The organism is uncultured Methanobrevibacter sp. (assembly GCF_900314695.1).
Lineage (GTDB): Archaea > Methanobacteriota > Methanobacteria > Methanobacteriales > Methanobacteriaceae > Methanocatella.
In genome coordinates, this window is sequence record NZ_OMWD01000022.1 from 50449 (window position 1) to 74144 (window position 23696).

The following is a 23696-nucleotide window of genomic DNA, read 5'->3' on the forward strand; positions in this document are numbered from 1 at the left end:
AATTGACAGAAAATAATTGCATTTGATGTCAAGAAGAAGTGAATTAATTAGTATTGTAAAATCTGTAGATGGATAATAATGATTTATTCATATGTCCTAGTTAATTTTTATACTAATATATAATTAAAGAATGGAGGTAATATTATTTTTAAGAATAATAAAGTATTATTATTTATTTCAATAATTTTTGTTTCATTAATTGCCATAAGTGCAGTAAGCGCTGCAGACAATATAAATGACACTGTTGCAGTTTCTAGTGATGATTCAGATGTTATTGCAGTTAATAATGAAGATAAAATCGTAAGTGTAGGAACTGATGATTCAGATGTAGTTTCTGCAGATAGTGAAGACGAAATAGTAAGCACTAATGTTGTTGAAAAAGATGATGTTGTATCAATCGGTTCTAAATCAGGAAACGGTTCAAGCTTTGATTTCTCAAGTTTATTTAATGGAACTAGTATAAGCTTTGGTAATGGAACAAGCTTTGATTTCTCAAGTTTATTAAATGGAACTACCATAAGTTTCGGTAATGGAACAAGCTTCAATACATCAAGCCTATTAAATGCTAATTTCACTTTTGGTAATGGAACAAGCTTTAATATCTCAAGTTTAATAGGAGGTAATGGAACAAGCTTTGATATAGGAAGCATAATTGATATTTTCGGCGGTAAAACTGTAGAGGATTCTATTAATGCCACTGATGTAAGCAAAGTTTACACTGTAAATACTAAATATAGTGTCAATATATTACATGGAAATGAAACTTTAACTTCAGGAGCTGTTACATTCACTGTTGACAATAAGGAATATGTGGGCAGTTGGAAAGATGGTTCTGTTTATGTGAATTTAAAAAATTTAAAACCTGGAGATCATTTCATCATTACAGAATATGGTCAAACTTTAGCTAAAAATAAAATCACAGTTAAAAAAGCAACTCCTAAATTAGCTGCAAAAAACAAAGCTTTTAAAGTTAAAACAAAAACTAAAAAATACACTGTAACTTTAAAAACCAATGAGAACAAAGTTCTTAAAAACACTAAAGTTACCATTAAAGTTAAAGGTAAAACCTATTCTGCAAAAACCAACAGTAAAGGAAAAGCAACCTTTAAAATAACCAAATTAACTAAAGTTGGTAAATTTAGCGCTACTGTTAAATCCGCAGCAACTGCTTGCTACAAATCAGTAAGTAAAAGTGTAACTATTACAGTTAAAAAATAATTTTTCTGTAATGTTTTGAGTTTTTAACTCAAAACCTATTTTTTTTTTAATTATTGTTGTGTCATGAATTTTTCGGACCAATTATTGATTTTTTGATGAGATATTTGGATTTCAAAGAATATTTCAAAGTATTTACTTATTATTTTTATTCTTCATGAAATTTCATCGATTATTTCTTGTAAAAATGGTTTATTTTTACAAATTTGTTTTTGTTGCCATAATAATTATATATTGTTGCAACAAAGATAATAACAAGATTACTACATGGTGGTCGTTATGGGGATTTGTCCTAGATGCGGTTCTTGGGTTGATGAAGGCGAACCTTACTGTCCTGAATGCTGTTACGATGGAAGTGGTGAAACAGATGATGTTAATTCCGATTCTGATATGATCACAGTTAACGGTTATGATTATAAAAAAAGGGATGTGGAATATGCATTGGATGAATTGAGGTATGATTTTGATGATTTAAAATCAGGATTTGTTGATGAGGATGAACTGGAAGAAATCCTGAAAAATATGTGGGAGTGTTTATTATGACAAAGCAATGTTTTTACTGCAGCTATCCGAACAGTGACAGTGCAACACGTTGCATAAATTGTGGAATGGAATTGAATAAATATTGGGATAAATCCGGCGAAAAACCAGAGCTTATAGATAAACGAAAAAGATAATTAATTTGAGGGAATAATATGAAAATTTGTCCAAAATGCAGTTCAATACTGGCAGATAATGAGCCTTACTGCGAAAATTGCGGTTATGACCCAGCTTTTGATGGGGGCAGTTGGAAGTCTGATGACTTGTCATTGAAAGTTTCAAGGCCTCATGGTGAATATCTTTAGATATTCAATTCAAATCTGGATTAACTTAATTAACAATTAACAATATAATATTATTAATGCTAGTTTTAAAGAAAGTCAAAAAACAGTGGAAGTTATATCCAATCGGTTCTCCAAAAGGGGCACTGAACCATAAAAGAGAACCTGAATTTGTTGGAAATATCAAGTTCAAGCATGAAGGAGATTCTCTTGATATTTCAAGGTTTGTAGCCGATTATAACTTTAAGGATAACTCCACATTAAATGAAAAATTGCTGCCTCCTGGTGAAGTCATTAAGTTACTTCGCTCTCAGGCTGTTTTTCTTGCAACACCTGATGAAAAGGTTGAAAAATTCCTAAAATCATATAACATTAAAGTCAGAAAAACACAGGTTTGTGATTTCTGCGCATTTGAAGGAAATATTACAATTGTCAATTCATCCTACTCTTATAAATATAATAATCAGCTAATCTGTAAAGAATGTGCTCATGATACGATAAAGGAAGAATTGAAGCTTCAGGGATTTGACAGGGCTATTTTTAGAAATCTTAAAAAAACATTGGAAAAAACAGGAAGTCTGGAAAAAACCTTATCGGTTTTATCTCCTCACTTTGATGCAATAAAGAATAGAAATCTGACATTGTTTGACAAGACCGGAAAATCCAAGCACATCATCCCTCCTGTTGATATGAAAAGATTGAAGATTCCAAAAAAGTTTAAGCAGGTTCTTTTGGATTCTGGAAACACAAAACTGTTGCCTGTTCAGTATCTGGCCATTAAGGAAGGACTTCTGAGGGGTGATGATTTGCTTGTTGTAAGTGCAACAGGTTCCGGTAAGACTCTGGTTGGGGAGCTTGCAGGTATTACGGAGGCCTTGAAAGGTAAAAAATTCGTATTTTTAACTCCATTGGTTGCCCTTGCAAACCAAAAATACAGGGATTTTAAAAAGAAATACTCTAAATTGGGTTTAAAGGTAGCCATTAAGGTTGGAAGGAATCGTGTAAAGGCAAAAGGTGAGTTGAATCTTCCGGATTCAGATGTTTCCAAGTCAGACATTGTTGTTGCGACCTATGAAGGAATTGATTATCTTTTAAGAAACGGCAATTCCAGCAGTTTATCAAATCTTGGTGTTGTTTTGATAGATGAAATTCACATGATTGATGATGAAGACCGTGGAACACGTCTAAATGGCTTGATTAAGCGTTTAAAACATCTTTATCCTAAAACTCAAATTATTGGTTTATCTGCTACTGTTAAAAATCCCGAATTTTTAGCGGATGAATTTAATATGAAGCTTGTTAAGTATGACGAGAGGCCGGTTCCTTTGGAAAGGCACCTGGTTTATGTTAGAAACGAGTCTCAAAAACGTCATCTGATGCAGAGATTGGTTAAAAGGGAGTACAATACCAAATCCAAAAAAGGATTTAGGGGCCAAACTATAATATTTACAAATTCAAGACGAAAAACTCATCAGATTACAAACTTCCTGACAAATAAGCATGTTAACGCAAGAGCATATCACGCAGGATTGTCCTATTATAAAAAGGAAAAGATTGAAAAGGACTTTGATAAGGGTAAGATTTCATGTGTTGTAACGACTGCAGCCCTTGCAGCTGGTGTGGATTTTCCGGCTTCACAGGTAATATTTGATTCATTGGTAATGGGAAACAAGTGGATCAATCCGAATGAATTTGCACAAATGCTTGGTCGTGCAGGAAGGCCGTCCTATCATGATAGAGGTATTGTTTATCTGATTCCTGAGATTGGCAATGATTTTGCTGGAGAATCAGAAGAGGCAATGGCATTGGACCTTTTAGAAAGCAATAGTGAGGATGTATATATTGAATATGATGAGGAATCATCTTATGAACAGATTCTTGCGGATATCTCTTCAACTTCAATCAAATCATTTGAAGAGTTAAATAAATTTTATAAGAATATTGACGTTCCGATAAGTATTAAGATAGCTGTGGATGAAATGGATGACTTGGGATTGATTGAGAGAAGCCCAAATAATAAACTGGCAGTAACAAAATATGGAAGGGCAACATCAGTATCATTTTTATCAATTGAAGATGCGGAATTCATCAAAAATACTTTGAATGATTATAATTATCTGAAACATTATGTTGGTCACTCTCCAATGTATAAGAAAAAGGATAAGTATGATAAGCTTAAGGTGCTGATTCTTGCAATGGCACTGGACTTGGAAATGTTTGAAAATGCATATCTGTCAAATGTCATTCACAATCAAATTTCCAATGCCCTAAAGATTAAATTTTCCACCAGATTATTTGCCGAATCAACTTTGGACATCATATCTTCAGGTGAAGCCATTGAAAAGGTCGATAAGAAATTCCAGGATGCATTGATTGCACTTCAAAGTGATTTCATGCAATGCAGATGTCAGGACAGGCCGTTTTGCAGCTGTATGCAAAGGGGAATTTCAGAAGTCATTGTCCACGAAAGACTTAAAGGCAAGGACCCACAAGATATATCAAATAAGTTATTCAGAAAATATCAAATTCAGGTCTATCCTGGAGACATATTCTCATGGCTGGACAACTTTGTCAAAAATTTGGATGCAATTAAAAGAATATCTAAAGCTTATAATAGACAGAATTTTGTCAAAAAAACTAATTGGTTAATTAAGAAAATAGAAAACGGGTGAAAATGCATGTATGCAGATGAAAAAATATTGATAGGTTGTAATGAAAACACATGTGTGAGTTTATTACCAAAACTGGCTAACAGACACGGTTTAATAGCTGGAGCAACTGGAACAGGTAAAACAATTACTTTAAAGACTTTAGCAGAGTCATTTTCTGATTTGGGAGTTCCAGTATTCTTGGCTGATATGAAAGGAGACATTTCAGGACTTGCAAAAATAGGTTCTGAAACAGAAAAAATCAAAGCCAATGTTGATAAATATGGACTTGCTGAAAAAGGATTCAAATATCAGGCATATCCTGTAGAATTTTGGGATTTATTTGGGGCTAAAGGTCTTCCTGTAAGAGTGACATTGTCTGAAATGGGTCCGACTCTTTTGGCAAAGATATTGAATTTATCTGAAGCACAGACTGGTGTTTTAAATATTGTATTCAGAGTGGCGGACAGCAATTCCTTACCTATCATTGATTTAAAAGACTTGAAGGCAATGATTAATCATGTCGTTGAAAACAAAGCACAATATGAAAGCGAATATGGTGCTATAGCTGAAAAGTCAGCAAATACAATTTTAAGAAGTCTAATAGCTCTTGAAGATCAGGGAGGTAACGACTTTTTCTTTGAACCGGCACTTGATTTGAATGACTTCATTAGAGTCAATGACAATGGAAAAGGTATCATTAACATTTTGGATGCTCAAAAGTTGTCACTTTCACCGGAATTATATTCAACATTCCTCCTTTGGATGTTGTCAGAATTATTTGAAAATTTACCTGAAGTGGGCGATATGGACAAGCCTAAATTTGTATTCTTCTTTGATGAAGCACACTTGTTGTTTGATGATATGTCTGTCGAATTTGGCAAAAAAATTGAGCAAATCGTAAGGCTAATAAGATCAAAAGGTGTAGGATTATATTTCATTTCACAGTCTCCTGCAGATATTCCAGATGATATTTTGGCACAACTCGGAAACCGTGTTCAGCATGCACTTCATGCATACACTCCAAAAGACCAAAAGGCGGTTAAGGTGGCTGCTGAAACATTCAGACCAAACCCAGAGTTCAACACTGAAGATGTCATTTCAGAACTTGGAATCGGACAGGCATTGGTGTCTGTTTTGGATGAAAATGGTGTTCCGGGAATAGTTGAAAAGGTGGATATTGTGCCTCCGCAAAGTTATATTGGAGCTATCGATGATGCAATGAGGGAAGAATTAATCAACTTATCCGAACTCAAAGGCAAATACTTCGAACCGGTTGATCCTGAATCTGCTTACGAATTATTATTAAACAAAATTGATTCTGATTCAAATCTTGAAAGCGAAGTAGCACCTGAAACCAAAGAAGCCGTTGAAGAAGCCATTGAACAAAATCATGAAGCTCCAGTTGAGGAAGCTCCTGCCCAAGAAACTCCACAGGAAAAACCTGCATTCGGTTTGGGAGATATCATCGGAACCGTTATGGGAGGAAGCCAGCCTGCAAAAGGCAAAAGAGCTAAAAAATCTGAAACTCAAAAAATGGCTGAAAGGGCAGCATCACAGGCAGCAAATACTGTTGCACGTGAAGTTACAAAAGGAATAATGAGGGGAATCTTTGGACAAATGAAATAGGTGGTTATATGGTACATCCTCACAAAAAAGCAGTGGCTAATATGCCTGCTTCATCTTTAATCGGAATTATTGAAGAGTCTAAAATGACTTATGTTCGTGAAAATTTAAGCATTTTCTTGCATGAAAGTCAAATCAAGCTATTGAAGCAAGTTAAAAAGCATGAAAAGCCTCATCACAAACGCATTAGAGTCAAACAATTTGAAAAAGCTAAAAAAGATGATCTGTTTAATATGCATTTGGGTTTGTATCTTAAGAAATATCAGAAATTGGAAAAAATTGGTCTGATTGAAATAGATTTGAATCCTGATAACGGGCTTGAATATGACTGCACTTTAACTTCTAAAGGTAAAGATGTTTTGGATGAAATTTCTACTTTGGAAAAGGAATGGGAAATTGTTGTAAACATTAACGATGATGATTTGGAAGTCTTAAGGAAATTGGCTCTAGATTCATTTGAAATTTCATATAAACATAAGAAAAAGAAAGGTTTCATATTTTAAAGTATTCAAAATCCATGGCTATTGATTTGTATGCATTTTGGACAGATTCAATAGCTTCATTTCTATTTTTAAAATAATATAGGTGGCTTTCACAGTCACAATCAGAACATCCGAAATTTTTTATCCCTTTTGCATTGTTTGAAATGTATTGTGATAATTCACATTCTATCTTTTCAGTTGATTCATTGAATATTATTTCTTCAATTTCTGATTCTTTTAACAAATAATCAATGTGCCAATGGAGCTTTTTTTCATCTCTTAAATGTCTGTTTATTCGTGATTCAAGTGAATTCATCGCAGAACCTACATAAACATAGTGTCCTTTAGTGAAATCTATTTTACCTAATTTTTTTCCTATTTTGATTTTTGAACTATTGCTTAAATTGATAATTAGACAGTAACATCCTTTCATTTTAATCATTTTAATGCCGTATTTGATATTAATATATTACAAATATTATATGTTATATGTTTTGGGGAAGTATTTTGGACAAATGGTATTTTTTCGCTTTTGTGGTGTTATTGGTTGATTTCTATAATTTTGGGAGGTCATTACTTCAATTATATCAACAGTTCTTTGGAATTATCAAGTTAGTTATGGTCTTATTATGCTGATGTTGAAAACTAAAAGTAATAACAAAATGATACTTCATCAATCTAATTTGAAAAGTTTATATGTATTCAATGATATATAGTTAGTTAATAACAATTGTTGAGGTCATTAAATTGAAAAGGTATAAGATAATAATATTAGCTCTATTAATTTTATTATTTTTTATGGGTAGTGTAAATGCTAGTGAGGACATTGGTCTTAATCAAACAGCAGATACTTTGTCCTTTGATTTAAATCAAAGTTCATTAGAAACTAATTTTGAAGATAATATTGTAGAAGAAAGTTCTGATCAAGTTATTGTTAATGATTGGGAAGAGTTACAATATTATTGTTCTTTGGATGATAAAAATTATACATTAAAACTTAAAGAGAATACTAATTATTATCCATCTGATGTATCAGATTCAAATGGCCAGATTCTTATTAAGAATAATGTTAAAATTATTGGAAGTGAAGGGGCATATATTGGAGATATATCTCCTCAAGCAGGAAACATTGAATATGCAGCAATTAAAGTGGCTGATGATTCAGGAATTGGTATTACCTTGGAAAACATTACATTTAAATGGATTGGTTCTTCATATCAATCCGATGGTGTATTTTTAGTTATGGGTGGCAATGCAAATAATTATATTAGAAACTGTTACTTCACCAACATTTCTACTAATATGGGTCATTCCAGTATTCTTCATATTAAAAAAGGTAAAGCAATATTGACAAACTGTACTTTTATTAATTGTACTACTGATTTTGGTTGTGTTAGTATTTATAACCCTGATGATGACCCTACTAACCTATGTACTAAGGCTTCTATGGAAGTCAATGACTGTTACTTTGAAGGCAACTATGCTAGAACTGAACCTGGCTGTATTAATAACTGTGGCATGCTTGTTGTGAATAATACTACTTTTTATAAGAATAGTGCTTTTTGGTGGGCTGGTGCAATACATACTCATGGTGGTGCTAATACTACAATATATGATTCTGATTTTATAGATAATCTTGCTGGTTGGAATGGTGGTGCACTATATACTTATAGTTATTTACAGATTTACAACTCAAGGTTTATAGGTAATAATTGTACTACTAATAATGGTGGTGGAGCTATAGGTGCTTGTAAATATCTGCATTCACCATATATACATATTGAGGGTAGTCTATTCCAAAACAATGAAAATCTATGTTGGGGTTTAGATGAATTGTCAACTACTGGTACTGGTCGTGGAGGAGCAATATCCATAATGGATGATGGTGCTCTTGAATTATATAATAATATATTTATTAAAAATAGTGCTTCTATAGGTAGTGCTGTTTGTGCTATTTCTGGTGGTCTTAGTTATGGTTCTCCTGATGTTAAAATTGTAGGAAATAAATTTATTAATCATACTCGTATGGGGGACGTATTGGATATAAGATTATCTTCAGTTTCAATAGCTGAAATTAAGGATAATTATTTCTTAAACAATTCTATCGTATTTGAAAAGCTCAAATTATCTGCTGAAGATCCAATTGATGGTTTAGTAAATTTCCATTTGGATGTGTCTTTAAAAAATCCAAAATATTATGATAATGATATTTTGGAGAAATCCAGCTATTATGTTTATGTTGATGGTGTATATCATTCAACTGTTTCAAGTAAAGATTTCACACTTAATTTAGAAAAAGGCAAAACTGCTTATGTTTATGTAGTTCCATCTATATCAAGTAGTAAAAGTAATGAAGTTTTTGCAGGTATTCCAAAAACATTTATTTATGTATCACAAAGTCGGGGTAATGATAGTAATGATGGTCTATCTAGAAGTCAACCTGTAAAAACATTAAGCAAATCAATTGAACTTGCAAGAAGTTATGAAAATATAGTGATAATCGACGGAACATTTGATGAAACAGATTTGACTATTGATTACAATTTAACAATAGCTGCCGAAAACAGTGCAACCATTACTGTTGTAGGCAATGCATTCACCATTACTGATGGGGACGTAAGATTTGTTAATGTTAGTTTTAAAAATTCGAAATACGGATCAAGCACAAAAAATAGAATTATATCACAAACCGGTACTGGATTTTTATTCTTGGAAGGATGTATTTTCCAATCAAATGATTATAAGGCGCTGATTGAAGCTAGTGGCAGTATTGAAGGTGAAAATTTAATAGTTTCTGACAATAAGGACGGTTCTTTTATTAAATGTGATTCCATTAAACTTAAATCATCAGTATTTACCAATAACATTGCAACTTATACATTATATAAATCTATCTTATATACTACAAAAACAGTTAAATTTGAAATTGAAAACGTGACATTCATTGGAAATAATGTTCACTCTGGCTGTATTTATGTTAAAGGAAGCGGAACAGTAACAGACTGTGCATTTATTGGAAATAAGATGATGATTTCAAGTGGTAGAGGTTCTGCAATCGTGCTTGATGATGGTTCTCTTGTTGTTCAATCCTCTGAATTCATTAATAATACAGATACTGGAAGATATTCCTCTGTAATTTATCTAACATCAGGCGATTTATTAATCAAGGATTCAATTTTAATTAACAATGCTTATGAAAATACAAATAATCTAATTATAAATGGTGCTGAAACCTCACTTAAAAAGTTAATTGCAAATAATAATTGGTGGGGTAACACTCCGGATAACTTAAGCAAACCTGCTTTAAAAGTCTATCCTTCATCAAATCTATTGCCGAATGGATGGGATCCTGTATCCTATTGGCTAGTATTAAATGCCACTTCGTTAAATGATGAACTTAGGATAAATGATAATGCTCCTGTTCAGTTTGCATTCACCCAAATAGATAATTATGGAAATGTAACAGCTTATGATTCATATTATTTACCAAGTTTTGATTTAAAATTGATAGCAGTTAATGGAACTTGTGATGATAATAATGTAAAAGTGGAAAACGGAGTGGCCACTACTTATTTCACATTAACCGGCATTAATGGAGGTTCACTATTCGGTTCATTTATCGGACGCAGTGCAGGTGTTAACTTCAAGTTTATAAAATCAACTCCTGACATGACAATCAATGTAAATGATACTGCTTTTAAAAGTCCTGCAGAGATTGAAATAATTCTTGATTCCGGTGCAACTGGAGAATTAATAGTTAAAGTTGGAAATATTACCCAAACAAAACATATATCTGATTCAATAACATTCATGATTTCTGATCTGCCAGTTGGAAATTACACTGTTGAAGTTAACTATACTGGAAATGAAATATATGATCCAGTTGTAAAAACAGCCCAATTTTCTGTAAATAAGCTTCCATCAGACATTAACATATCCTGTGGAGAAATTGAATTATACAAGGATGTTGTTTTTACTTTTAGTGTAAGTGATGGTGCAACTGGAATTATAGAAGTAAATGTTAACAATCAAACAGAAACAATCAATGTCGGTAAATCTTACACAATTAAAAACATTGACCGTGGAAATTATCATATAAAAGCAATTTATAAGGGGGATAATAACTATCTTGAAAGCAGTGAAGAATTTACATTTGAAGTAGGTAAATATTTCCCATCAATAAATGTTGATGTTCCGAATATTACTTATGGAAATGATGCTGTTATTACTGTAACTCTTAATAACAATGCAACAGGCGATGTTAGTGTTTTAATAGATGGCAAATCAAGCACTGCTAAACTAAATAACGGTCAGGCAATATTAACTATTTCAAATCTTAATGCCGGACAAAATAAAATAGTGAATGTGTCATATGCTGGTGATGATAATTATAAAAATGCCACAAAATCTGCTACATTCAATATAGAAAAAGCAATTCTTGATTTTACAATTAATTCAAATGATGCTAAAATTGGAAAAGAGGTTACTGTTGAAATAGCTCTTCCGGCTTATAGTGGTGGAACAATAACATTGTCCGGTATTAAAAGTGAAGTTAAAAATGTTCCTTTATCAGGTATTGTTAAAGTTATTTATGATGATTTGGAAAGTGGAACATATACTGTATCTGCGGAGTATAATGGTGATAATTATCAAACAATTTCAAAATCCACATCATTTTCAGTGTCTTTATGGGATGAACCTCAATGGGCGAACGATGATGGTGATGTAAGACACACCGGAAAATCTCAATATGACAGCACAGTAAATGGTGATTTAAAATGGTCCGTTGATGCGGCCAACATTACTGGAAACATGGCTATTGATAGTGAAGGCAATATATATGTAACAACCAAAGAAGGCATTTACTCTTTTGACAACAAAGGTGCTCTAAGATGGACTTACCTAAATGATGCTGCAGGTCTTTATTTTTCAGGAATATCTATTGGTCGTGATGTAATCATTTCACCAAAAGCTGATGATACATTATACTTTATTAATCAAACCACAGGCGAGCGCTATGGTCATGCTAATATTTATCTGGGATCAAGTTATTTTGCTCCGGTAGTTGATTCAAATGCCAATATTTATATTTCAGGTCAAGGTGATGCAAATAATCCTAATTTAATCATTATTCCATATAAACTATGGGAAAATGGTGGAAATCCAATTGTTATTTCTTTAGGTGATGCATTCCCTAGTGCATCTCCAACAATAATAGATGATACTTTTGTTGTTGTTCCATGTAGGGATGCTATTAAGGTTGTTGATATTTCTTCTAAAGCAGTAGTATATTCAAAATCTGGTAAAATCAATGTATCTAGTGTAATTGGCGACGGAAATATGATATATTCTATTTTAGATGATTCTATATATGCATTTAATTTATTCAATGGAAATTCATGGACTACTAAGATAACTGGTGGTGCTGGAAATCAGTTGGCTATCGATAATGAATATGGAATTTATGCAGTAAATGCTGACGGAACATTGTACAGATATGATTTCATTGATGGTGGTGAATTAAAATTTACAAATTTAACCGTAACTTCAGGTATTTTAATTGATAATGAAAATAATGTTTACTTTGCATCAAATAATATATTTTATGCATTGGATTGTGATGGAAATATATTGTGGCAATCTAAACTTGATTCAAATATTGTTGGAAAACCTATAATGGATAAAAATGGAATAATTTACATAAACAGTGCAAATAAGGTTTATGCATTAGGACAATCAAGTTTAAAAAATCCTGATTTAGCAATCGACACAGAAAATATTCATGTAAATCAAAGAGAAACAATTACTATTGATCTAAATGAAGATGCAACTGGATTGGTTGAGATTACAATTAATGGCAATAAATCTCAGGAAAGGGTAATTAATGGAAAGATTATAAAAACTTTGGATAATTTAACTTCTGGGGATTATTATGTTGATGTAAAATATTTAGGTGATTTAAGGTTTGAATCATCAACAAAATCCGCTCATTTCACTGTCTTAAAATATGACTCAGATATGAAAGTAACTGTTAAAAACATTAACGGTACTGAATGCAGTGAATTTAATGCAGGGGATATTGTAATATTTTATATAGAATTGAAACCTGATGCGACAGGTAGTGTTTTACTAAATGTTGATGGCATAACTAATTCAAGTTCTTTAATTGGTGGTACTGCCAAAATTACTATTGAAGGTTTAACTACTGGAATAAAAGTGGCTACAATCAATTATATTGGTGATGATAAATATTGGTCTGGAAATGTTTCATGCAATATAACTGTCAATGCATTGGATAGTAAGTTTAACATTAAAAATGGAGTTCAATACAGTGTATATGCGGTTGATTATTCTGCTGGTGAGCGAGGAAAAATATTGAAATTCAAATTATTGGATTCTAATGGCAATCCGGTTAGTGGAGAAAGTGTCAAATTGACCTATGGTAAAAATGTAGTTTATAAAAATACTACTGATCAAGGAATAGTGTCCTTTGTTATAAACGCTCAAGTGGCAGGCACTTATAAATCTTCATTATATTTCTCAGGCAATGAAAAATACAACTCAGCTTCAGCATCATTCTCTATAAAGGTTAATAAAAAACCGATTACAATAACTGCTAAAGCTAAAACATTTAAAGCTAAAGTAAAAACTAAAAAATATGTTGTTACTTTAAAAACCAAAAAATGTTCTTCAAATAATGGAAAAATCTATCTTAAATCTGGTAAAAAGGTAACTCTTAAAGTAAATGGTAAAACCTACACTGCTAAAATCAATGCAAAAGGTAAAGCAACCTTTAAAATTACCAAACTTACCAAAAAAGGTAAATTTACTGCAACTATCAAGTTTGCTGGCGATAAGACATACAAGGCAGCTATCAAAAAAGTAAAAATTACAATTAAATAAAAGAGTCTTTTTGCTCTTTTATTAATCTTTTTTTTTAAATATTTATTTGAAAGTAAAAACTTTTAAGTATAATTTAATCAAATACATTAAAATATTATTAAATATTTTTTGACATGTTAATTCAAATTTATTAGGGTGATTTAGTTTTGAAATTAAAAGGATATTTGATAGTTAGTATAATTTTTCTAGCTATTCTAACATTGGGGGCTGTAAATGCAGCTGATAATATGACTGCCGATGATTTGGCAATTGTCGGAGATAGTGGAGATTTCGATTTATCTTCACCATATGAAGAAATAATTGATGATGGGGAAATTTTGAATTTGTCTGGAGATAGTTCCATTGACAATAAGCTCAGCAATTCAAATAATGATGAAATAAGTAACACTGAAGTGATTATATCTCAGGATAATATTTCTAAATCTGAATTAAAAGCAGAAAACACCAATATTGCAGGAAATAATTTATTTTCATCTACAGGCTGGGGAAACCAAACATCATATGTTGTCAATGCAAATGATGCTGCAGAAAATGTTGTAACTCCAAGCAATTTCGATGATTTCTTTGAAGAGGACGGTATTCTTAAAGATGATGTGGAATTTGACGAGTTAATATTTAAAGGACAATTCAATGCACTTCGTGAATGCTTATATATTACAAAAGCATTGACAATCACTGGTGATGATGCTGTATTGAATAATATGGCAATCATTATCATGTCAGATGATGTGAAATTAAATAGATTAACTTTAACATCTAAAAAGTCTCTTGGAAACTTGATAAATGTTGGAGGTAATGGCATTGAGTTGAATAATCTTGATATATCATATTATCCTGGCAGTGAAGAGGCTGTTGCCATTTATATTCATGATTGTGATGACATTAGCTTGTTAAACAGTAAAATTTTATTTGAAAGTCATGTACGTGATGACTCAGTTAAATCAATAGCAGTCCAGGCAGTAAATACAAAAAATGTTTTAATCGACTTAAACAATATTACAACTAAATTGCCGGCTATAACCATAAATGAATATGATGATGATTATTATATGATGGGTTCATTCAAAGTGGATCCGGTAATGCTAAAGGATTGCAACAATCTTGTATTTACAAGAAACAACATTGATTCCACTACTAATGTGTTATTGGCTGAGTTTCCTACAATACAATCCATTTATATTGTCGGATGCAGTGACTCTTTAATTGACCACAATAACATTTCCATGATTGATAAAGTTACTCCAGTTGGAAGGGACAATTATATGTATGGCATTTCCTTTGGTTTCAATGTCAATGTTACATTTTCACATAATAATTTCATCATGCTTACCGACGGTGGAAAAGAGGCTGCTGGAACAGATTATGCATTTCAGGGAGTTGAATCTGAAGTAATCATTAAAGGAAACAATATTTTAAGTAGATCCAATGGTCCAAACATGGGCATTTATGTGGCCAGTATGTCTGGAGGGGATTCAAAACTTTTGATTGAAGATAATGTCATTAATGTAACAGGTTTTTCATCATCTAAAGGTACTTGGGCATTGGTAACAGGCATTGAAATTCAAAATGGGGATGCACAAATTTACAATAACTCAATATATGTTCACAATGTAAATTCATATGATGATAAGGCTTATATTTATGGAATCAGTTATGCCCAATGGATGTATGGGGACAGGTCATTTGATATTCGAGATAATTTAATTTATACTGAAGGTAAATATGCAGTTTCTGTAATAAATGCGACAAGCTTGTTTGTTGAAAATAATGAATTATATGCTCATGAATTAACTGGTGATGATTCAGTAAATCCAGGAATATGTGAAAATATTACAATTAGACTTAATAATCAACTTAAACATAAGATTATAATTGACATTGACAATTGCTGGTTTGGTGAGGATAATCCGGCAAATATCACTGTTGAAGATGCAGAGGGCAACATAACTATCAAAGTAAATGGGAAAGAAGTAGCTAAAGAGGAGATATGCTCCAATATTTCATATACTATTAAAGCTGAAGACATTATTTTAGGTAAAAACACAGTTGAAGTAATATATAATGAATCAGAATCCAAATCAACTTCATTCGTTGCATTTGACTGTGAAAGTGTAATTGAAATTAGTGTTGGTTCAATTTCAATAGGTCAGGATGTACCTGTAACTGTAAGTATTCTTGGAGCTACAGGCAATGTCACTGTTATTGTTGATGGAAAAGAATATTTGGTTGAACTAAAAAACGGTATTGCAGAACATACAATTGAAAAAATCACTTCGGGCAAACACGACATAGTTGTAGTCTATCTGGGTAATGGTAAAAAGTCACCTGCAGTTAATACAACCATTTTTTCAGTTGAAAAATTAAATCCTCTTGTTTTAATTACTCCTGTGGGTGTGCAATACGCCAAAGAAGCATTTTCAATTAAGGTTAGAAGTGAAACTTCTGTCAATGTAACAATCAACGGTAAGCCTTATGAGTTAATTGATGGAATTATCAATTTTGACAATGGATTGGATGCTGGGGAATATTCAATGCTTATAACTTCAGCTGAAACAGAAAAATACAACTCCCGTAGCATTTTATCAACATTTAGTGTTGTAAAACACGCAAGTAATATTGAAAGCGTTGTTGTCCCAACTGATGATGTTTTCATTGGTCAAAATGCTGCAATTAAAGTAACAATGGCTGGTGAAGAAACTGGTGATGTTTTAATCAGTATCAATGGCATAAATTATACTGCAGCAATCACTGATAAGATAGCTATTTTAAACGTTAATCTTCCTGTAGGTGATTATGCAGTTGTTGTTAATTATTTAGGTGATGACAAATACGATGAAAGCACTAATCGAAATGCTCAATTCAGAGTTGTTGATAAAATCAAAACTGATATAAAAATTATAATTCCGGATAATATTAAAGCTGGTGATAATGCTACTGTGAATGTTATTGTTGATGCCGTTGGTGATGTTAAGATTATTGTAGATGGAATTGAATCTCTCGTTTCTTTAGTAAACGGTTCTGCTAAGGTTGAATTAAATAATGTGTCTGCTGGTAACCATGGTGTTTTCGTAATTTATTCTGGTGGTGAAAAATACGGTTCTGCATATAATGCCTCTTCCTTCTATGTTGCAGGAGGTATTGTGCCTAAAGAACAAATAAATGCAACAATTGACATTTCCGATGTTAATGTCACTGAGGATGTAATTGTTAATGTAACATTATCAGATGATGCAACGGGTACTCTTTCTGTTTTTGTTGATGGAAAGAAAGTCGTTGAGGTTAATGTAACTGGAAACATAGTTAATGTTTCTGTTGGCAGGTTAACTGCTGGCAATCATGTTGTTGAAGTTAAATACTCTGGTAATGACAAATATTACTCAATGAGTGAAACTGATGACATTTTTGTTTCTAAACTAAATACTGATGTTAAAGCTGAGGCTGTTGAGATTATGGAAGGTGAAACCGCAATCATCACAGTCAATCTTGATGGCGAAGCTAGCGGCATTGTTCTGGTTAATGTGAGTGGAAAACAGTTTTATGCAGTTGTATATTCTGGAAAAGCAACTGTCGAGGCTGCTGGTTTAACTGCAGCTAATTATACTGCTGATATTGTCTACAGAGGTGATGATAAATACAGTGAGGCTTCCACCACAGTTAATGTAAAAGTCAATCAAAAACCTGCTGATAAAATTGAAAGTATAATTTCAATCACTGAAATAAACGGCACTACAGTTTTTGCTGTCCTAAAAAATCAATATGGAAATGCCATTGCAAATGCTGTTGTTGACTATGTGATTAAAGGCAATAAGCAATCAGTAATAACCTCTGATGATGGTACATTCACCATTGAAGGTCAAAAAGGTGCTAAAATAAGCATTTCATATGCCGGTGATAATAACACATTGGCATTTGACACTTCAATAACAATAGCTGATTTCGTACCTATAAGAATTGACACTAACATTTTAGGCAATAATTATTCTCAATATGCTGTTGAATACGGTGCAGGTGAGAGAGGTAAATACTTTACCGTGCAATTGAAAGATGCAAATGGAAATATTCTTGCAAATAAAACTATATCAATTGTATATGATGGTAAAAAATTACAAAAAACAACTGATGAAAATGGAAATGTCTCTATTCAAATCAATATAAAAGATGCAAAAAGATTGACATTTGCCGCTTCATTCTTGGGCGATGAGGATTACGGCGCAACAATGTCTGTTTACTCAATTGCCATCAACAAAAAGACAGTAAAAATAATCGCTTCTGCAAAAACATATAAGGCATCTGCGAAAGCCAAAAAATATAAAGTGACCTTAAAAACTATTAAAGGCGCTTCAATTAATGGTAAAACCTATTTTGGTAAAGGTAAAAAAGTAACTCTTAAACTAAATGGTAAAACATATACTGCAAAAACCAACTCTAAAGGTCAAGCAACATTTAATTTAAAAATAACCAAAAAAGGTAAATTCACTGCTTCAATTAAATATGGCGGAGACACAACATATAAATCTATCAGTAAATCTGTAAAAATAAAAATCAAATAGGTGGGATTAATTTCTCACTCTTTTTTCTATTTTAAACTTTTTTTAAGAAATTTTTTTTATCAATTATACTTTAATTTTAATGTCTAAATTTTATATCATTTTTAATTTATTTTTTATCAAAATATATGGATTTAAATATTTGAAGTAATAAATATTAATAATGTAAAGTTGGTATTTTTTCAATAAAACTTTATGATAATCTATAAAACATTGAATCGAGTGATTGAATGAAGATGAATAATAAATTTTTGATAGGTGCAATGCTTATATTGGTGCTATTTTTATGCATTAATGCAAGTACTGCAGCTGAACCACTTACGAATGATTTAGGAACATCGGATGTTTCTAATTATGAGTTAAGTGTGAGTGAAGACACATCTGGTGTCGATACAAATGATAATGGTGATGCTGGAATAATTTCCGTTGCTGCTAGCGATGCTACTGGTGGGGAAACAATTGCCATTGAGAACGATGGGCATAATGATTCAGTAAAATTTACTAAATCTGCTGAAGTGCTCGGGGAAGGTAATGAATTAGGAAATGTCGTAACCAATGACACATTCCACAGTTACTTTGATGATGATGGAATCTTAAAAGATTCAATTAAATTCGAAAAATTGATTTTTAACGGAACATTCTCCAAAGTTTCTGATTATATAATTTTAAATAGAAATATTGCAATTGCAGGTGATAATGCTATATTAAATAATATTGGTTTTGTCATTGATTCTGAAGATGTTGAACTAGATGGTTTAACTTTAGTTGCCGATAGTTCATTAGGTGATTTGATTTATGTTGCACAATCCAACGTAAAATTATCCAACTTAAACATAAAATATGTTGTTGATGATGAAATGGCTAATGCGATTTCTGTTAAAGGTAAAAATACAATTAGTAATGTAAATATAACAAATAACGAAATCTACTTCGAAAGCCATGTATCAACTGATGAAGAGTTAACTACTGCTATTAATTTGGAAGATGTTGAAAATGTAACTGTTGATGGCAATAAAATCACTGCTAGTCTTCCTGCTTTAACTGCTGAAACATATGATATTAATTACTATATGATGGGATTATGCTATGTAAACCCTGTTAGAATTTATGAAGGTGCAAGTGTTAAATTTACTAAAAATGACCTTGATGTAATAGTAAATTCATTTGATGCAAGTTATCCTACCATTCAGGCATTGTATATTGTTGGTTCTGATGATGTTTTAATCGCAGGTAATGATATTACTATGAGGGATAATAAAACTCCTAGTGGAACTGCAATTTATTTATATGCTGTTGAATGTGGATACAGTAGTGAAATTTCATTCATTGAAAATGACTTTGATATCTTAACAACTGGTGGTAAATCTGGTTCAGGATCAGCATACGCTTTACAAATTGTTACCAGTGATATTGAAGTAATTGGAAACAATATTAGTTGTGATTCTAACGGTCCTAACTTAGGTGTTTACTCACCTTCACAATTTGGACCTGCAAAAGACTTGGTTATTACCGATAACTTCTTTAATGTAACCGGTTTGGCTACTGGAACCAGTACTTATGCATTAATTTCAGCTATTGAAGTACAATCAGGATATGCAAAAATATATAACAACACTATTTATTCTATGAATAAAGAGGGTGCTAATGACAGATATCCCGTTTCTGCAATAAGTGCAGTTCAATACAGTTCAACTATAACTTTTGATATTAAAGATAATGATGTATACACTAATGGTAAATATGCTGTAGATATTCGTTATAAAGTTAACGGTGCTAATGTTACTGGAAACTTCTTATCTGCTAACCTCCTTAAAGGTGATGAGGCAGTATATATCAAATCCGGTAATGATATTGTCATAGAAGACAATTATCCTACTGTGGCTGTTGTTACTAATGATACTTTCTTCAAATATTTCGATGATAATGGTGTATTGATAGATAATAGAAACTATTATGGATTAACATTTGAAGGTCCATTCTCTGATTTAGTTGACACTATTGTAATTAATAAGGCGTTTAAGGTTTACGGCAATAATACTGTATTAAACAATATTGCTGTTAAAATCGAAGCAGACGATGTTGAATTGTCTGGATTGAATATTACTGCTGATAAAGAATTCGCAGATAATTATGGTGCAGCAATTTATGCAACTGGTTCCAATATTAAAATTGATGATGTAGTTGTTAACTACACTGCTCCAAATGATGTGGAAGCTATTGGAATTTATGCAAATGCTGCAGATAACTTTGCTTTATCTAGTTCCAGAATCATGTTTGTATCCACAAATCCTGGATCTAAACATCATTATGGATTGAAAGTACTTAACTCAAATAATGTTTCAATTGAAAATAATATAATTGATGCTACTTTACCTGCTGTTGATGTTGATTATTACTCAGGTGCTAGTGGTATTGATATGGATTTAGTATTGGCTGTCGGTATTCAAGGTGGAGAGAATATTGCCTTGACAAGTAATGTTGTAAATGTCAATACTAATGGTGGAATAGGTAATAATCCAACAATTGATGCTGTATTGATACGTGATGCTGATAATGTTTTAGTCAACTTCAATAACATTACTCACATTGATTTGACTTCACAAGATGTTGCAAGGTATTATTACAGTATTGATTTATATAGTTTAAATGCTACTGTTGAAAATAATAACATATTCTTAAATACTACTTCAGGTATTGAACGTTCTGGTTCTGCTTATCCAATCCAATTAACTGGACCATTTACAGTTGTTATTAATAATAACAATTTAACTTCTATTTCCAAAGGTCCTAATGCAGGTATTTATGCATCTAATTGGGGCGGTTCGGCTGATTTAACTGTTACTAATAATGTTATTAATGTAACTGGTTATGCAGCATCAAATAATTGGGCTTTAGTTACTGGTATTGAACCTCAAATAGACATTGCTAGAATTTATAATAACACAATTCATACTTATAATATTGCGGATTATGACGATGCAAACCAAATATACGGTGTAAGTTTCTCACAATGGGGATCTGGTGGTTCATATGATGTTAAAGACAATATTATAAATACTGAAGGTAAATATGCTGTTTACTTTAAAGAAGCTATAAATACCAATGTGACTTACAACTCATTATATGCACATGATTTGGCTGGTGACGATTCAGTTCTCATTGCAGATGGTGAAAACAATACTGTAGAAAATAACCAACCTCCGTACCATTTTGATGTAATCATTGAAACTAATGGTACTTGGATAGGTAATGTTAATCCTGTAAAAGTAACTGTAGTAAATGCAACTGGTGCTTTAGGTACCGGTAAGGTCACCTTCAAAATTGGCGGTACTGAATTCACTATCGATTTAGTTGATGGTCAAGCTAATTATGATATATCTCCTAATTTACTTGTTGCTGGTGAAAATGAAATAGTTATTGATTATATTAGTAATGATACTGCATACAGAGGTTCTTCAGCTTCTGCTAAGTTCCAAGTTATTGACGGTGTTGTAACTCAAGACAATTACTTTGTTTACTTCAACCAAGAGGATAATGGTAGGTTATTTGATTTTGTTCCTGAAGGAGCTACTTTAGACTTCCAAGGTTCAATCATTAACCCTGATCAAGATATTACTGTTCAAATTAATATTAACAAACCTGTAAACGTTATTTCATCTACTAAAGATGCTTATGTTGACTTAAACACTACTGCAGGTAGTTTATTAGGTGACAGTCCAGGTAACAGTTTCGCTGTAACTCGCGGAGGTTCTGGATCCAATATATCTGGAATTTACTTCCATAACACTCAATTATGGATTTCAAACACTACCAATGTTGTTTTGGATAATATTAGTGTAGTTGTTGAAGACCAAAGAGTCGGTTCTGGTGTCGGTGCTACAACCATTAGGGATAATTCCTCTAATGTTGTTCTTAAAAACAGTTACCTGTACACAAGAAACAATGGTGGATCCACTACATTCACAATGTCATGGGCTACTAACTGTACTATTGATAACTGTACTATTAAAGCTGAAGGAAATGTTGGTAACTTAGTTTACTTAAATATCTTTAATATTGTTGGTGCTCCTAGTGGTGTGCCTTTAAACAACTACAATACCATTTCAAATAACAGAATTTACGGTAAAGAAGGTTCAGGTATTTCCGTTGGTCTTATGGTGGAAGGTACTTATAACTTGATTGTTAACAATACTTTATACAAATCTTCAATAAGTAGTTCATTTGGTGGTGTAAATCCTGCTAACAACACTTATGTTGGAAACGTCATGACTGAAGGTGGAAGTTTAACTGCAGTCGCCAAATCTATTGTTTATGGTAACAATGTAACCGGTTCATTAACTGCTGGTTCAAACTCAGAAGTATATGATAACATTGTTGGAAAATCAATGACCGTAACCGCAGGCGCTACTGCTTATAATAATACTATTGCAACTTCAGTATCTGTTGCTGCTGGTTCTATTGCTCATAATAATATTGTTGGAACATCAATGTCTGTTGCTGCTGGTGCTACTGCTTATGGAAATGATATTGGAACTTCAATGACTGTTGCTAAAGATGCTATTGTCTTTAATAATACAATTGGCACTACTGTAGCTATAAATGGTGCTAATGCAATTGTTTCAAACAATAATATTGGTGGTACAGTCACCATTGCAAATGCTGCAACTAACACTACTTTACTTGACAATGATATTAATGCCACTGTAACTGTCAACTCTAAGAATAACAATATTGAATTAAATAACATTATTGTTGCTGGTGAATATGCAATTGATTTAAAAACATCCACTGGTAACAATGTAACTGAAAACTGTTTAATTGCTAAATTGTATAAGGGTGATGCTGCAGTCAAATACTCTGGTGAAAATAATGTAAAAGATAATACTCCTTATGTGGCTATCTCTGTAGCTGCTGATGATGTTTTAGCCGGTTCTAATGCTACTGTTATTGTAAATGTTATTAACAGTAGGGGTGGTAATGTAACTATTAAGGTTAACAATAAAGAATATATTGTTAAATTGGATGAAAATGGTACTGCTACTCATGTGATTGCTGCTGAAGACTTAGTCATTGGTGCAAACAATGTTACTGCAACTTATTTGGCTGAAGGATTTTTACCTGCAATTGATAATACTGTTTTAGGTGTTCTTGATGGTGTAATTACTAATGCTACTTATGGATTGTACTTTGATGCTAGTGGTTATTTAGCATCTGCTGTTCCTGATGGTGCTACTTTAGACTTCCAAGGATTGTTCTTAGGCAAATTCCCTGTATATATTGATAAATCTGTAAATGTGATTTCATCTACTGGTGATGCTTTATTTGATTCTGGTGCTACTTATTCTGGTAATGCTATAAATTCATTCAATATTGTTGCTGGTGGAGATAACACTAATATTACTGGATTAAAATTCATTAACTACTGTTTATACATTAAAGGTGCTTCCAATGTAA

General features: G+C 32.1%; 12 protein-coding genes. 10 read left to right on the plus strand and 2 right to left on the minus strand.

Annotated features, from left to right (window positions below):
• Positions 1-107 precede the first annotated feature (107 nt).
• Positions 108-698 carry a hypothetical protein gene (locus QZN45_RS08045; protein ID WP_296812358.1) on the minus strand — a complete coding sequence of 197 codons (591 nt, stop codon included), beginning with the start codon at positions 696-698 and terminating at the stop codon, positions 108-110.
• A 112-nt stretch (positions 699-810) separates the two neighbouring features.
• On the opposite strand from QZN45_RS08045, the gene QZN45_RS08050 reads away from it, so the two are divergent.
• The 7 genes from QZN45_RS08050 (at position 811) to QZN45_RS08080 (ending at position 6813) form a co-directional block, all read left to right on the plus strand.
• Positions 811-1218 carry a hypothetical protein gene (locus tag QZN45_RS08050; RefSeq protein ID WP_292608330.1) on the plus strand — a complete coding sequence of 136 codons (408 nt, stop codon included), beginning with the start codon at positions 811-813 and terminating at the stop codon, positions 1216-1218.
• A gap of 276 nt (positions 1219-1494) precedes the next feature.
• Positions 1495-1758 (plus strand): hypothetical protein, encoded by a 264-nt coding sequence (locus QZN45_RS08055; RefSeq protein ID WP_292608333.1) that lies wholly within the window; start codon positions 1495-1497, stop codon positions 1756-1758.
• Complete coding sequence (locus tag QZN45_RS08060) at positions 1755-1892, plus strand: hypothetical protein (protein WP_292608336.1); 138 nt, start codon at positions 1755-1757, stop codon at positions 1890-1892. The genes QZN45_RS08055 and QZN45_RS08060 overlap by 4 nt, the downstream gene beginning before the upstream one ends.
• 18 nt (positions 1893-1910) lie before the next feature.
• Positions 1911-2060, plus strand: a complete 150-nt coding sequence (locus tag QZN45_RS08065) for a hypothetical protein (RefSeq protein WP_292608339.1) — start codon at positions 1911-1913, stop codon at positions 2058-2060.
• Between the two features lie 56 nt (positions 2061-2116).
• Positions 2117-4708 (plus strand): DEAD/DEAH box helicase, encoded by a 2592-nt coding sequence (locus QZN45_RS08070; RefSeq protein WP_296812359.1) that lies wholly within the window; start codon positions 2117-2119, stop codon positions 4706-4708.
• Positions 4709-4714: 6 nt separating this feature from the next.
• Complete coding sequence (locus QZN45_RS08075) at positions 4715-6313, plus strand: helicase HerA-like domain-containing protein (protein WP_296812361.1); 1599 nt, start codon at positions 4715-4717, stop codon at positions 6311-6313.
• 8 nt (positions 6314-6321) lie between these two features.
• Positions 6322-6813, plus strand: coding sequence for a hypothetical protein (locus QZN45_RS08080; RefSeq protein WP_296812363.1), 492 nt, complete (start codon positions 6322-6324; stop codon positions 6811-6813).
• Here QZN45_RS08080 and QZN45_RS08085 read toward each other — a convergent pair.
• A complete protein-coding gene (locus QZN45_RS08085; RefSeq protein WP_292608358.1) occupies positions 6803-7225 on the minus strand; it encodes a DUF123 domain-containing protein in 423 nt (140 codons plus the stop codon). The two genes, QZN45_RS08080 and QZN45_RS08085, sit on opposite strands and share 11 nt — an antisense overlap.
• Positions 7226-7590: 365 nt before the next feature.
• On the opposite strand from QZN45_RS08085, the gene QZN45_RS08090 reads away from it, so the two are divergent.
• From QZN45_RS08090 to QZN45_RS08100, 3 genes are all read left to right on the plus strand, one after another.
• A complete protein-coding gene (locus QZN45_RS08090; RefSeq protein WP_296812365.1) occupies positions 7591-13695 on the plus strand; it encodes an Ig-like domain repeat protein in 6105 nt (2034 codons plus the stop codon).
• Positions 13696-13841: 146 nt separating this feature from the next.
• Positions 13842-18245: an Ig-like domain repeat protein gene (locus QZN45_RS08095; RefSeq protein WP_296812367.1), complete on the plus strand. Its 4404-nt coding sequence runs from the start codon at positions 13842-13844 to the stop codon at positions 18243-18245.
• Between the two features lie 227 nt (positions 18246-18472).
• Positions 18473-23696 (plus strand): beta strand repeat-containing protein (locus tag QZN45_RS08100; RefSeq protein ID WP_367241209.1); only part of this gene is annotated, 5224 nt, incomplete at its 3' end.

Bases quoted from the DNA above. Each gene is read 5' to 3' on its own strand.
- QZN45_RS08055 (WP_292608333.1), top strand. From the start codon at position 1,495: ATGGGGATTTGTCCTAGATGCGGTTCTTGGGTTGATGAAGGCGAACCT.
- QZN45_RS08065 (WP_292608339.1), top strand. From the start codon at position 1,911: ATGAAAATTTGTCCAAAATGCAGTTCAATACTGGCAGATAATGAGCCT.
- QZN45_RS08060 (WP_292608336.1), top strand. From the start codon at position 1,755: ATGACAAAGCAATGTTTTTACTGCAGCTATCCGAACAGTGACAGTGCA.
- QZN45_RS08075 (WP_296812361.1), top strand. From the start codon at position 4,715: ATGTATGCAGATGAAAAAATATTGATAGGTTGTAATGAAAACACATGT.
- QZN45_RS08080 (WP_296812363.1), top strand. From the start codon at position 6,322: ATGGTACATCCTCACAAAAAAGCAGTGGCTAATATGCCTGCTTCATCT.
- QZN45_RS08070 (WP_296812359.1), top strand. From the start codon at position 2,117: ATGCTAGTTTTAAAGAAAGTCAAAAAACAGTGGAAGTTATATCCAATC.
- QZN45_RS08085 (WP_292608358.1), bottom strand. From the start codon at position 7,225: ATGAAAGGATGTTACTGTCTAATTATCAATTTAAGCAATAGTTCAAAA.
- QZN45_RS08090 (WP_296812365.1), top strand. From the start codon at position 7,591: ATGGGTAGTGTAAATGCTAGTGAGGACATTGGTCTTAATCAAACAGCA.